Below are 13,259 nucleotides of genomic sequence, written 5' to 3' on the forward strand. Positions count from 1 at the left end.
ATCATTTTGTACGACGAAGCCATTTATGCATAAACCCTTTGATTCCTGTCAAGGCACTTGGTTCCGGGGGAGCCGGTACGAGCAAGTAACGGTATGCGATCCGCTGCAGATCCTTCGCTGCATTGCAGTTCGGGTATGCAAGGGAAAAGGGAACCTGCTTCTTCACGGCTTGTACAACATGACAGTCATCGGCGATGTAACCGAGCATGGTCGTTTCCACGCCCAGAAAACGCCGGGCTGCCATGGCGATTTTGTCGGCGGTTTGAGCCGCTTCCTTCTCATCGCCCGCCCGATTAATGATCAGTTTGAAGGTAACGCCCGGTTCCGCGCCGCTGACCACCTTGATTAAAGCGTAGGCGTCGGTGATCGAGGTCGGCTCCGGGGTAGTCACAACCAGGCATTCATCCGCCGAACGGATAAAATTCAGGTTCTCCTTGGACAGCCCAGCGCCGGTATCGAAGATGATATAGTCCATCTCGTCTGCCAGTCCTTCAATCTGCTCCGTAAAATAAGCAAGATCCTGCTCGGAGAGTGACAACAGCTCGGATAGCCCGGAGCCGCCGGCGATAAAAGACAACGAATGCGGTCCTTTCTCGATGATTTCGCTCGCCGACTTCTCACGCTGGAGTAAATGATACAGGTTGAATTTTGGCGAGATGCCCATCAGTACATCGATATTGGCCATACCGATATCGGCGTCAAACACCAGCACTTTCCGTCCCATCGCCTGCAGGGCAAGGGCAAAGTTGAGCGTAAAGTTCGATTTGCCTACGCCTCCCTTTCCGCTCGTAACGGTGATCAGCTTGGCGGTTTTCCCCTTTCCGGTCAGCCTGGGTTCCATTCCGGCTTCGGCTCCTCTCCCGCCGGATCCCCGCTGCCGGATCAAATCCCTTAATGCTTGTGCCTGGTCCATCATGGCGCCTCTTCTCCAAGCAGCATACCGCACAGCTTCTTGCTGTCCGGAAGCAGAAGGTCTTCAGGCACGTTCTGGCCGTTGGTCATGTAGGACAGGTACAGCGGGTATTCCCGGATCAGGTTAAAGACGGAGCCGCAGCTTCCGGTCTCATCCAGCTTGGTGAAGATCACCTTGTCCAGCCCATACTTGCTGAAGTGTTCTGTAATCTTCTTCATATCCTGGCTCTTGGATGTCAGGCTGAGCACCAGAAAGGTTTCGCTGTGGTCCGTTATGGCGGAAAACAGGCTTTGCAGCTCCGAAACGAGCAGCTCGTTACGATAATTGCGGCCGGCCGTGTCCATCAGGATGATGTCGCAGTCCTGAAGGCGCTGAAACGCCCGCTGCATATCACCGGGCGACTGCACCACCTCCAGCGGGACATTCAGAATGGAGGCGTACGTCCGAAGCTGGTCTACCGCCGATATCCGGTAAGTATCGGATGTGATCAGGCCAACTTTCCGGTGAAAACGCAGCAGCTGTTCCGCAGCCAGCTTGGCGATGGTCGTCGTTTTGCCGACCCCCGTAGGACCTGCGACATAGACGATCCGTGTCCGGTTGGCTATGCCTCCGCCAAACCGCTCCGAAAGGAACGCCAGCACCTGGCTGCGTACATGTGCAAATAATTCCGCATCCCCGAGCGTACGGCCGCTCTCTTCCCAAAGATCGAAGGAGGAGGTAATCCACTCCTCGATCAGGTTAAAGTCGACCTCCTGCTGGATCAACCGCTCCTGCAGCTTCTCCAGCACAGCCGGCAGCTGCTGCTTCATCATCGACTGACGGGAGATTTTGGCCATCCACGCCTTCATTTCCTGCAGCTCTTCCAGCAGCTTGGCCTCCACGCTGTTTCTTGCCTCCGGCTCTCTATCCTCTGCCGGCCGAGGCTGTTCAGAGCGGCTGAGCGCTCCGGTGTTCTGCCCCCGTTCCGAAAGAGGGAACGTTACGTTGGAAGGCGGCGTCTCGTTCGCAGCTGCTGATTCCCCATAGCCTGCCGCCTGGGTCACGGCCTGGCCGGATTGAACGGATGTCATCTCCGCCCCCCGAGGCTCCGGACGAGCAGGAGTGGTCTCCGGCTGGGCTTGATCAGCAGAATCCTTGGCGCCGGTTGCGGCAAGGGTCAGCTCGGCGGTCTTCTTGTATGCCTGCGGCACGGCCTTCTGTGGGACGGCCGCCTTTTGAGGAGCCGGGGCCTGCCGCTGTTTCGTTGCTGTATTCGCCTGTTCGTCTGCTTCCACCGCGGCGATGACCTCGATTTTTTTCTTCTTAAACATGCCCAGGAAGCCGCCCAGCTTGGTCTCCTTCGTGCTCAGAATGACGGCATCGCTGCCCAGGTCATTGCGGATTTGGAGCATAGCTTCAGGCATCGTATCGACCACATATCGCTTTACTCTCATAAGTTCACCACTCCGACACTTTGAATTTCTACATTGGGTTCAAGCTCGCTGTAAGAAAGAACCGGAATATCCTGCATGGTCCGCTCAATCACCTGGCGCAAATACATCCGGATGGTCGGCGAGGCAAGCAAAATGGGCTGCTGCCCCGATTGAAGCAGGCGGTTGATCTGCTCGCTGAGCTTCTGGTACACCGTCTGGGTAGATACCGGATCCATCGCCAGATAGCTCCCCTGATCCGTCTGCTGGACGCTGTCGGCAATCTTTTTCTCCAGCGTTGGCCCTACTGTAATGACCTTGAGCGTCTCGCCTTCTCTTGAGAACTGCTGCGTAATTTGCCGGGATAATGCCTGCCGCACATACTCGGTCAGCACATCGGGATCTTTCGTATATTGGCCGTAATCGGCCAGCGTTTCAAAGATCGACACCAAATCCCGAATCGAAATTTTCTCACGAAGCAGCTTGGCCAATACTTTCTGAACATCTCCGATCGACAGCACCGACGGAATGAGCTCGTCGACGAGAACCGGATAATTTTCGCGCAAATTGTCGACCAACGTTTTCGTCTCCTGCCGTCCAAGCAGCTCGTGGGCGTGCTTTTTGATCAGCTCGGTCAAATGGGTCGCCACGACGGACGGCGGATCCACTACCGTATAGCCCGAAAGCTCCGCGCGATCCTTCGTCGCTTCGTCAATCCACAAGGCCGGGAGTCCGAAAGCTGGTTCCAAAGTTTCAATTCCCGTGATCGATTCGTCATCGTAACCGGGACTCATGGCCAGGTAGTGATTTAATAGTAATTCACCGCTTCCGACGGTATTCCCTTTAATTTTGATGACATATTCGTTCGGTTTTAGTTGAATATTGTCGCGGATCCGGATCACCGGTACCACAAGTCCCAGCTCCAAGGCGCACTGCCTGCGGATCATAATGATCCGGTCAAGCAAATCTCCGCCCTGCTGTGTATCCGCCAAAGGAATCAATCCGTAACCGAATTCGAATTCGATCGGGTCTACCTGCAGCAGGTTGATGACACTTTCCGGACTGCGCACCTCTTCGATCTGCTGTTCCTCTTCCAGCTGTTCCACCTCGATCTGCTTTTTGTCCATGTTCCGCTGCATCCGGTAAGCGGCAAAGGCGAGCAGCCCGGCCAGCGGAAGCGTCGTGATGAGATGAATCGGGGTAAACAGCCCGAGGAGGGCAATCGTCGCCGCCACAATGTACAGCAGCTTCGGGTACGACAGCAGCTGTTTGGTCAGATCGTTCGCCAAATTGCCTTCCGAAGAAGAACGCGTCACGATCAATCCGGAAGCCGTTGAAATTAAGAGTGCGGGAATTTGACTGACCAGACCATCCCCGATAGTTAATACCGAGTAGGTGGACATCGCATCCTGGAAGGACAGGCCCCGCATGGCGATCCCGATAATAAAACCGCCGACCAGGTTGATCAGCAGGATGATGATGCTCGCAATCGCGTCCCCTTTGACGAACTTGCTCGCACCGTCCATCGCGCCGTAAAAGTCCGCTTCGCGTTCCACTTTGCGGCGCCGCTCCCTGGCCTGCTGCTCATTGATCATGCCGGCGTTCAGGTCGGCGTCAATGCTCATCTGCTTGCCGGGCATCGCATCGAGTGTGAACCGGGCGGCGACTTCCGCCACGCGTTCCGATCCCTTCGTGATGACGATGAACTGCACGACGACCAGAATCAGAAAGACGATAAAGCCGACGGCGATTTCCCCTCTGGCGATCCAGCTGCCGAACGTTTTGACGACGTCGCCGGCAAAGCCCTCGGACAGGATAAGCTTGGTCGTCGAAATGTTCAGCGCCAGCCGGAACAGCGTCGTAATGAGCAGAAGCGAAGGGAAAATGGAAAACTGCAGCGCTTCCTGCGTATTCATCGCGACGAGCAAAATAATGAGCGCGAGCGAAATATTGATGACCAGCAGCACGTCGAGCAGCCAGGACGGGATCGGAAGAATCATCATCATTACAATGCCGATGACGCCAGTCAGTATCGTTATCTCTTTTAATTTCAAAGCTTCCTTACCTCCGATCCCTTATCTCACTTTGCCTTTTAATTTATATACATAAGCCAGTACTTCAGCCACGGCTTGAAACAAATCGGCGGGAATCGAGTCCCCGATCTCCGCCCTTTGAAACAGCGCCCGGGCCAGCGGCTTGTTTTCCATCGTAATCACGCCGTTTTCTTTGGCGATCTCCTTGATCCGCAGAGCCACAAAATCCTGCCCTTTGGCTACGATTTGCGGGGCTTCCATGTTCGAGCCCTCGTACTTCAGGGCCACCGCGAAGTGGGTCGGGTTCGTGATGACGACGTCGGCCTTCGGCACTTCCTGCATCATCCGCTGCATCGCCATCCGGCGCTGCCGCTCCCTGATCTTCCCCTTGATCAGCGGATCCCCCTCCATTTTTTTATACTCATCTTTAATGTCCTGTTTCGACATCCGAATGCTTTTCTCGAACTCATACTTTTGATACAAAAAATCCAGTGCGGCCATCACAAACAGGGCGGCCCCTATTTTTAGGCCGAGCGTCATCGTCAAACTGGCCACAAAATGAAACGTCTTCTCAATATTAACCTCGGACAGCTTGCCGATATCCGCGATAGCTCCTCTAAGCGTTTGATAAACGAGAAAGCCGATGATCACCAGCTTTAAGATCGATTTCGCGAACTCGACCAGAGAACGGACCGAGAATATATTTTTAAACCCCTTGATCGGGTCCAGCTTGCTGAATTTGGGCTTCAGCGATTCCCCCGTCAGCATGAAACCGACCTGCATCAAATTGGCGGCGAGCGCCATGACGACGACGGTAAGAAACACCGGCGCCAGCAGCAGCAAAATGTCGATGCCGTATTCCACGGCGAGGCTCATGACGTTGTTAATCGACAAATCCATGGTCAGGCGGTTCAGAAAAATGTCCTTGAACAGTCCGACAAGCCGCTCCTTGAACGATGAGCCGAACATGAGAAGGCTGAAAAAGGAAGCCAGCAGAACGACCGCACCGGTTAAATCCTGGCTTTTGGCGACCTGGCCCTTTTTCCGGGTATCCTGCCGCTTTTTCGGGGTCGCTTTTTCGGTTTTTTCTCCGCCAAACAGCTGCAGATCCAGGGGATACCTGTAGGACACGTTCCTTCCCTCCATCCTCACATTACGCAGGCTTGTGACCGATAATCCCCAGAAGCGTCTGCATCGACTCAAACATGATTCCGAACAAGTCGCCGAAAATATAGGAAAAGCTCGGTACCAGCAAAAACAGAATCATCAGTCCGACAATAATTTTCAGCGGCATCCCGACGGCAAATACGTTGAACTGCGGTGCGGTGCGTGCCAGAAATCCCAGCCCGATGTCTGTCAGGAACAGCGCCGTGACGAGCGGAGCCGACATTTGAAAGGCAAGGACAAACGACTGGCCGAACGTCTTGATCAAAAATTCCGACAAGCTGCCATCCGCCATTCTCATAAACAACTCGTTGGAAAGCGGAACCCAGTCATAGCTCCGGATGATGCCGTCCAGCAAATAGTGATGCCCGTTCATCGTCAGAAACAGCAGCAGGGCGAACATGTACTTGAAGTTGCCCAGCATTGGCGCTGAGGTGCCCGTCATTGGATCCAGCACGTTCGCGATCCCGAAGCCGATCTGGATGTCGATGAAGGAGCCGGCCGTCTGGATCACCATAAACAGCACATAGGCAACGAATCCGAGCAGCAGCCCGATCAGCACTTCCCTGATGATCAGGAGGACGTACGTCACATCTGCCGGAACGCTCTGATGCACGCCATAAGTTAGGTACACAAGCGCAGATACGAAAAAAGCGATGCCTATTTTGAAAATATTCGGGACTCCTTTGGAAGAAAGCACCGGAACGACAACAAAAAAGGCTGTAATTCGACAAAAAATAAGCATAAAAACCGGCAGACTTTCCAGCAGCATGTTCATGAATAAGTCCGCCTATCCGATATATTTGTACAAGTTGTCCAAAATGTTAAAAGTGAAGTCCACCAGCGTCGTCAGAATCCATGGCCCAAAGAAAAGAATCGCCAGCAGTACGGCCACGATCTTTGGCACAAATGCCAGCGTCTGCTCCTGAATTTGGGTTGTCGCCTGGAAAATGCTGATCACCAGACCGACGATGAGCCCCAGCAGCAGCATGGGCGCACTGACCTTCAGCACGGTATATACCGCCTGGCCGGCGAGACCGATAATAAATTCCGAATTCATGGCTGAACATCCCGCCCCTTCTTCATACTCATTCAGGTATTAAAGCTCATCAGCAGCGACTTGACGACCAAATACCAACCGTCCACCAGCACAAACAGCAAAATTTTAAACGGCAGCGAGATCATGACCGGCGGGAGCATCATCATGCCCATCGCCATCAAGGTACTGGATACGACGATATCTATAATGAGAAAAGGAATAAAGATCATGAATCCCATCTGAAAGGCCGTTTTGAGCTCGCTGATCGCGAACGCCGGCACCATGACCGTGAGCGGAATGTCCTTGTAGGTATTCGGCTTTTCGATCTTGGTATATTTCATAAACAGCAGCAGGTCCTTCTCCCTTGTGTTGGAGAACATGAACTTTTTCATCGGTTCCGCCGCTTTGTCCAAAGCCTGCGTCTGTGTCAGTTCTCCTTTTAAATACGGCTGCAGGGCCACATCGTTGATGGAGGAAAAGGTTGGCGTCATGACAAACAGCGTCAAAAAAAGAGCCAGCCCTACGATGACCTGGTTAGGGGGCATCTGCTGAGTTCCAAGCGACGTTCTGACAAAACCGAGCACAATCACGATCCGCGTAAAACTGGTCATCAGCACAAGCAGCGCCGGCGCGATGCTGATGACCGTGATGAGAAGCAGAATCGAGAGCGAGCTGGTGCTTGGCTTCCCTCCGGAGTCCCCTACCTGGATATCGATATTCGGTATCGGATCCGCAAAGGCGGCCGTCACCGAGAGCAGGCTGATCAATGTAACGATGATACAAACGAACAAAACCTTCTTTTTCATGGCTCCCTCAACCGATCTGTAGTATTGTCTTCCCGCAGGAGCTCTTCCATCTTCTCTTTACGGTTTGACATCCGGCGCAGCTTCTCGTCAAATACTTCATGAAATTCCGGCGTTTCCTCCAGGCTGATCTCCTCGGATACCGGTCCCGTTTTGCGCAGCTTTGCAGCAAGCTTGGCCACCAATGGCGATAACCCGTTCTGCGAGTATGCCGGATCCTGTTCAAACGATGCCAGGATGACGGCGACCTCGTCAGGGTCGGTAATTTTATCGACGAGGCGAATATCTTCGCCTACGCCGACCAAATATACGCTGCTGCCGATTTCAATGACCTGGAGCGATTTGTTCGGCCCCAGCCCGACAGCCCCCAGCGTCCGGATCGAACGGCTGCTGAACCAAGTTTTATTTTTCCGGCCGAGAAAACGGATCAGAAGAATAATGAGTGCAATAATCACCGCCAGGACGATGATGACATAAACCAGGCTGAGAGCGTAATTACCGGAGCCGGGAAGCGGCGTATCTGGATTACTCATCTAAAGTCCTAAACTCCCAGCGTCTTATTGATGGCTTCAATAACGCGGTCGGTCTGGAACGGTTTGACGATAAAATCCTTCGCGCCTGCTTGGATGGCGTCGATGACCATCGCCTGCTGTCCCATGGCGGAGCACATGATGACCTTCGCGGCCGGGTCGATCTTTTTGATTTCTTTCAGCGCGGCGATCCCGTCCATTTCCGGCATCGTAATATCCATCGTAATCAGGTCCGGACGAAGCTCTTTAAACTTCTCGATCGCCTGGGATCCGTCCTGGGCCTCTCCGACTACCTCAAAACCGTTTTTAGTCAAAATATCACGGATCATCATTCTCATAAATGCAGCGTCATCCACGATAAGAATTCGATTTGCCATTGATTAAAAATCCTCCCTAAATTTTGCTATTGTAATTTTTGTATTCGGTCCCACTGGCTGAGAATATCCGTGACACGCACCCCGAAGTTTTCATCGATAACGACAACCTCGCCTTTAGCGATCAGCTTGTTGTTGATCAGGATGTCAACCGGCTCGCCCGCCAGCTTGTCCAGTTCGATGATTGAACCTTGAGACATTTCCAGGATATCCTTAATTTGCTTCTGGGTCCTTCCTAATTCTACGGTGACTTTAAGAGGAATGTCCATCAATAAGTTTAAATTATTTTGATCGACCTGGCCGAACGAGCCACCTTGTAAATTCGCAAATTGCACGGGCTGCACGTTGACGTTGCGGTTAGGCATAGACCCGTAATGCTGCGGCATGGCCGCATAAGGATTCTGCATGTTCGGATCGTACGCTTGCCCCGGCATGGAAGCGGGCATCCCGGCAGCTGGAGCACCGTAGCCCGGCGCGCCGGACGGCATTCCATAATCCTGCTGCTGCGGAGCCGGCTGACTGGCTGTCGGAGGCGGGTAAGAGGCCTCAGGCTGAGATGCCGGCCGCTCAGGCGCTTCAACCGCTGGAGCCGCCTGCTGCATCGACTGCTCCGCCTCGTCCGAACCATGAATCAGCATGCTGACCATATCCTTGGCGAACTGGACCGGAAGCAGCTGCATGATCGTGGAATCGATCAATTCTCCGATTTTGAGCCGGAAAGAGATCTTGATCAGCGTTTGCTCGGAAGGCAGGCTGTTGACCCCGTCGCCGTTGGCCATGTCCAGAATGTCGATGCCTGGCGGCGAAATATTGACGAACCGGTTAAATATCGTCGACATCGAAGTGGCCGAAGAGCCCATCATTTGGTTCATCGCTTCCTGAACCGCGCTGATATGGATTTCGTTCAGCTCCGCATCCTGCGGATCACCTTCTCCGCCCAGCATCAGGTCGGCGATGACCTGCGCGTCACGCGTTTTAATGACCAAAGAGTTGATCCCTTCAAAACCGTCCACATACGTGACATGAACAGCCACATGGGGCTTGGGGAACTCTTCCTCAAACTGGCTGCGGGTAATGATAGACACCTTCGGCGTCGTAATATCCACCTTCTTGCCCAGCAGCGTCGAAAGTGCGGTGGCTGCACTGCCAAACGTAATGTTGCCGATCTCTCCCAGTGCATCCTGCTCCAGAGGCGTTAAATAATCGTCTACCGTCGAACCCGCATTTCGGGAGAAGTCGGCCGCTTCGGTCTGTTTCAGCAGGGCGTCGATCTCTTCCTGGGATAAATAATCTTTACTCGTCAAGTTCCTCAGCTCCTTCGCTGACAATTTCGTCGATTTGCACGGCCACGCGGTCTTTGACGGTACCCGGGCTTCCTATAAACTTCAACCGGTCACCAACCTTGATTTTCAGTCCCGAATGTACCGGCTTGGCCAGGCTGATGACGTCCCCTACATTCAATCCCAAAAACTCGGATACGGAGATATAAGACTCCCCAAGCTCGGCGATCATGCTCAGCTTGGCTTGGCTGATCCGGTTTTTGAGCGACTCGGCTTCCTCCGGCACGCTGGACTTCTTCTCCGATACAAACCACTGATGGGCCGAGAGCTTCGACATGATCGGCTCCAGCACTACATGTGGAATACAGAGGTTGATCATGCCCGTCGTATCGCCGATTTTGGTGCTGAGCGAAATCAGGGCGATGGTTTCGTTCGGTGAGACGATCTGCATAAACTGCGGATTCGTCTCCATCGCTTCCATCCGTGGGGAGATATCGAGCACCGTTTTCCACGCTTCCGCCAAGCTCTCGAACGCCCGGCTGAAAATCCGCTCCATGATCGTCGTTTCGATTTCGGTGAGCGAGTTGATTTTGGAAGGAGCGTTTCCGACTCCGCCCAGCAGCCGGTCCAGCATGGCATAGGCCACGTTGGGGTGTACCTCCAGCACCATTCTTCCTTTCAAAGGTTCCGCCTCAAAAATATTGAGAATCGTCATCTTCGGAATCGAGCGGATAAATTCGTCATAAGGAAGCTGCTCGACCTGAACCACGTTAATTTGAACAAACGTCCGCAGCTGTGCGGAAAAATAGGTCGTCAGATAACGCGCGAAATTTTCATGAATCCGTGTCAGACTTCGGATATGATCCTTGGAAAAGCGGACGGCCCGCTTGAAATCATAGGAACGGATTTTTTTCTGGGTCTCTTCTTTTTTAAGTTCCTCCGCATCCATTTCACCGGACGACAGTGCGGCGAGCAGGGCGTCAATCTCATTTTGCGATAATACATCAACCAATCATCTCACCCCCTTACGGTTTCCGGTCGTTATGTTACAGCGGCGTCAAAACAAAGTTCGTGATGGAGATTTGCGTCAGTTTCCCTCGTGTCAAGGTTTTATTGATCAGATTGATCAATTTTGCGCTTAATTGGTCTTTTCCTTTGGAGCCCTTCAGTTCCTCGGGTCTCGTATCGGCGAGCGTCTTAATAATGATGGGCTTGATCTCGAATTCTTTGATCTTATCGAATTCTTCCTTCGATTTTTTGTCGTTCAATTGGAACGCAAAATTCATCAATACGATATAATCCTGATCCGCGAGATTGGTCTTGATATCCGTAATCTCCGAAGTGATTTCCACAAGCTCGTCTGCCGATAATTTTGGAGCCTCGATCGTTTGGGCGGCCGATTTCGTTTCGTTTGAACTGCTCCCGAAATATTTATCCATCAGCAAAAATGCGGCAAGCACGATCAGTGTAATCGCCAGCAGTATCGTTATTAGCCAGGGCAGCATCTTTTTCATGGGGATTCCTCCGTTTGTTGCACTTTAATAGTTGCGTTGTGAACGCCGATTTCCTGATTGTATTGCTTCACCAGGGAAATGACTTCCGCCGCTTTTTCCAAAACAATCATTCGTTTGCCCGTAACCAGGGTAATATACGTGTCCGGCGTTTCTTCCACTGTTTCGATAAGCAGGGCATTCAGCCATAATGGTGAGCCGTTTAACCGGGTAACTAAAATCATAGCAGGCCTCCTATGGAAATCGGAGGAGGACAGGCCTCCCCCGTCACTTCACTCTACTAACGCTTCAGATTGACAATTTCCTGCAGAACTTCGTCAGAGGTCGTAATGATCCGGGAATTCGCCTGGAAGCCGCGCTGGGCGACGATCATTTCGGTGAATTCGCCGGTCAGGTCAACGTTGGACATTTCCAACTGCCCGGCTACGATTGCGCCAGTTCCTGCATCTGCGTCATTCCCCGTTGTAGGGGTAAGCGTTCCACCATCGTTGGCGTTCAAAGTCATCCGGTACAGGTTACCGCCGATTTTCTCTAGACCTTCCGGGTTCGTCACCTTACCCACACCTATAATCGTTCCATTATCGGTAGTCCCGTCAGCCAGTTTCTGAATAATGGTTCCATCTTGGGAAATCGAGAATGAAACGGTCTCCGCTTGAAGAGTAATAGGAGTTCCATCGGAATCACAAACGAACATCCCATCTGAAGTCACCAGATTTTTTTGCGCATCCACATGGAAGTCACCGGCGCGGGTCAGAAATGGTGTTTCCTGATCGCCTGACAGTTTAATAAGAAAGAATCCGTCTCCGTCGATCCGCAGGTCTGTAGGAACGTTGGTGGTCATCGCGCTTCCAGCCGTATGAACGGTATCAATCGAACCGATGGACACGCCGAGACCAATCTGCTTGGCATTAACTCCGGCTTGGTCTGTTCCGTCCGGCGCTGTCACGCCCGATACGGTCTGGCTCATAACATCCTTAAACATGACCCGGCCGGATTTAAACCCCGTCGTGTTGACATTGGCGATATTGTTGCCGATTACGTCGAGCTTGGTTTGGAATCCGCGCATCCCTGAAACGCCTGAATACATCGATCTCAACATTGGTCTGTTTCCTCCTAGGTTTGTGAAATGAACTGCGTCAGTCGGTCAGCAGTTCCCTGGCTTTCCGGTTCGGGCCAGCCAGCTTACGACAGCACGACCGCGCTGTCGATTTGGGTAAACACGTTGTCTTTCATGGATTTGCCGTCCATCGCCGTCACGACCGTCCGGTTAGGAACGTTGACGATGAGCGCCATATCCTTCATCAGGATCAGCGATTCCTTGCTGCCTTTGGCGGCAGCCTTTTCAACGGCTTGGTTCAGCTTGTCCAGCTGTTCCCCTTTGATCTCGATCCCTCTTTGCTCCAGCCGCTTGGCCGCATGATTGCTGAACTTGAGCAGGCTTCCCTGCAGCAGTTCATCAAATGACGTCTGGGACGAGGCGTCCGGCGTTGCGGCCGGTTTCGAAGTCTTGACGGGTGCTGCCGGATATATCCTTCCGGGATAGAGCTGTCCGATCGTCATCCGTTCGTTCATGCCGATTCCCCGTTCCCGCCTGTCGTGCCCTCTCCTGCCGCTGCGCTTGCTGCCTCGGCGCCTGTCTCTCCGGTTTCAGAGGCGCTGCCCGCAGAACCTTCTGCCGTGCCGCCCGCATTCGACGCACCGTCAGTTGATGGCGTTTCGGTATCAGCCGGAGGAGTACCCTCTTCCTGCTTGGCATTCATGATTTCGACGATCTTCGTAATCGGAATCGCTACCGACCCGACGGAAGCGTACTGAACGCCGTCCTTGACGATAATCGAATCCACGATGCCCGTTTTGATCTCAGACGTACTTTCGCCTGATTGATCGGAGCTGCTTCCGCTATCGACCCAGCTGATCTGTTTGCCGATCAGTCCTGATACGTTGCCAAGGGACTGACTCATGGCGTTCAGCTGGCTGGATATGTTCATCAGCTGCTCGACCGAGGTGAATTGGGCCATCTGGGCGATAAATTCCTTGTCTTCCATCGGCTGCATCGGATCCTGGTTTTTAAGCTGGGTCACCAGAATGCTCAGAAACTGGTCCTTGCCGAGCGTCTGCGTCTTCGTGCTGGCCTTCTGCACGTTGGAAGCCGAGTAGTTAGGCCAAATGTTGCTTGTCGATACGATATCTGACATGGTTGTTC

Annotated in this window: 16 protein-coding genes; all 16 read right to left on the reverse strand. The window is 53.0% G+C overall.

Translation table 11 applies throughout. The features are described 5' to 3' along the window. Position 1: 1 nt before the first annotated feature. Positions 2 to 916 carry a MinD/ParA family protein gene (locus tag K2F33_RS28825; RefSeq protein WP_263880258.1) on the reverse strand — a complete coding sequence of 305 codons (915 nt, stop codon included), beginning with the start codon at positions 914 to 916 and terminating at the stop codon, positions 2 to 4. Further along, entirely contained in the window at positions 913 to 2,346 is a 1,434-nt protein-coding gene (gene flhF, locus K2F33_RS28830) for a flagellar biosynthesis GTPase FlhF (RefSeq protein WP_263880259.1), read from the reverse strand. Before flhF ends, K2F33_RS28825 begins: the two co-directional genes overlap by 4 nt. Then, entirely contained in the window at positions 2,343 to 4,376 is a 2,034-nt protein-coding gene (gene flhA, locus K2F33_RS28835) for a flagellar biosynthesis protein FlhA (RefSeq protein WP_076168118.1), read from the reverse strand. Before flhA ends, flhF begins: the two co-directional genes overlap by 4 nt. Positions 4,377 to 4,397: 21 nt before the next feature. Beyond that, positions 4,398 to 5,486: a flagellar biosynthesis protein FlhB gene (gene flhB, locus K2F33_RS28840; protein WP_240913006.1), complete on the reverse strand. Its 1,089-nt coding sequence runs from the start codon at positions 5,484 to 5,486 to the stop codon at positions 4,398 to 4,400. 22 nt (positions 5,487 to 5,508) lie between these two features. After that, entirely contained in the window at positions 5,509 to 6,297 is a 789-nt protein-coding gene (gene fliR, locus K2F33_RS28845; RefSeq protein WP_089546550.1) for a flagellar biosynthetic protein FliR, read from the reverse strand. A 12-nt stretch (positions 6,298 to 6,309) separates the two neighbouring features. After that, positions 6,310 to 6,579 carry a flagellar biosynthesis protein FliQ gene (gene fliQ, locus K2F33_RS28850; RefSeq protein ID WP_076168126.1) on the reverse strand — a complete coding sequence of 90 codons (270 nt, stop codon included), beginning with the start codon at positions 6,577 to 6,579 and terminating at the stop codon, positions 6,310 to 6,312. A gap of 32 nt (positions 6,580 to 6,611) precedes the next feature. After that, positions 6,612 to 7,364 carry a flagellar type III secretion system pore protein FliP gene (fliP, locus tag K2F33_RS28855; RefSeq protein ID WP_089546549.1) on the reverse strand — a complete coding sequence of 251 codons (753 nt, stop codon included), beginning with the start codon at positions 7,362 to 7,364 and terminating at the stop codon, positions 6,612 to 6,614. Next, entirely contained in the window at positions 7,361 to 7,894 is a 534-nt protein-coding gene (locus K2F33_RS28860; protein ID WP_076168131.1) for a flagellar biosynthetic protein FliO, read from the reverse strand. The genes fliP and K2F33_RS28860 overlap by 4 nt, the downstream gene beginning before the upstream one ends. Positions 7,895 to 7,902: 8 nt before the next feature. Beyond that, positions 7,903 to 8,268 (reverse strand): response regulator, encoded by a 366-nt coding sequence (locus tag K2F33_RS28865; RefSeq protein ID WP_076168133.1) that lies wholly within the window; start codon positions 8,266 to 8,268, stop codon positions 7,903 to 7,905. 26 nt (positions 8,269 to 8,294) lie between these two features. Further along, the gene (gene fliY, locus K2F33_RS28870) at positions 8,295 to 9,569 is read right to left on the reverse strand and encodes a flagellar motor switch phosphatase FliY (RefSeq protein WP_076168136.1); all 1,275 of its coding nucleotides are present in this window, start codon (positions 9,567 to 9,569) and stop codon (positions 8,295 to 8,297) included. Beyond that, complete coding sequence (fliM, locus tag K2F33_RS28875) at positions 9,559 to 10,557, reverse strand: flagellar motor switch protein FliM (protein WP_076168138.1); 999 nt, start codon at positions 10,555 to 10,557, stop codon at positions 9,559 to 9,561. Before fliM ends, fliY begins: the two co-directional genes overlap by 11 nt. A gap of 34 nt (positions 10,558 to 10,591) precedes the next feature. Then, positions 10,592 to 11,059, reverse strand: a complete 468-nt coding sequence (locus K2F33_RS28880; protein ID WP_076168140.1) for a flagellar basal body-associated FliL family protein — start codon at positions 11,057 to 11,059, stop codon at positions 10,592 to 10,594. After that, a complete protein-coding gene (locus K2F33_RS28885) occupies positions 11,056 to 11,280 on the reverse strand; it encodes a flagellar FlbD family protein (RefSeq protein ID WP_076168142.1) in 225 nt (74 codons plus the stop codon). Before K2F33_RS28885 ends, K2F33_RS28880 begins: the two co-directional genes overlap by 4 nt. 56 nt (positions 11,281 to 11,336) lie before the next feature. Further along, positions 11,337 to 12,155 (reverse strand): flagellar basal body rod protein FlgG, encoded by an 819-nt coding sequence (gene flgG, locus K2F33_RS28890; protein WP_094593773.1) that lies wholly within the window; start codon positions 12,153 to 12,155, stop codon positions 11,337 to 11,339. A gap of 83 nt (positions 12,156 to 12,238) precedes the next feature. Continuing rightward, positions 12,239 to 12,628, reverse strand: a complete 390-nt coding sequence (locus K2F33_RS28895; protein ID WP_116231250.1) for a TIGR02530 family flagellar biosynthesis protein — start codon at positions 12,626 to 12,628, stop codon at positions 12,239 to 12,241. Continuing rightward, entirely contained in the window at positions 12,625 to 13,251 is a 627-nt protein-coding gene (locus K2F33_RS28900; RefSeq protein ID WP_212983212.1) for a flagellar hook capping FlgD N-terminal domain-containing protein, read from the reverse strand. The genes K2F33_RS28895 and K2F33_RS28900 overlap by 4 nt, the downstream gene beginning before the upstream one ends. Between the last annotated feature and the right edge of the window lie 8 nt (positions 13,252 to 13,259).

This window comes from Paenibacillus sp. PSB04, assembly GCF_025809195.1.
Classification (GTDB): Bacteria; Bacillota; Bacilli; order Paenibacillales; family Paenibacillaceae; genus Paenibacillus_AQ; species Paenibacillus_AQ favisporus.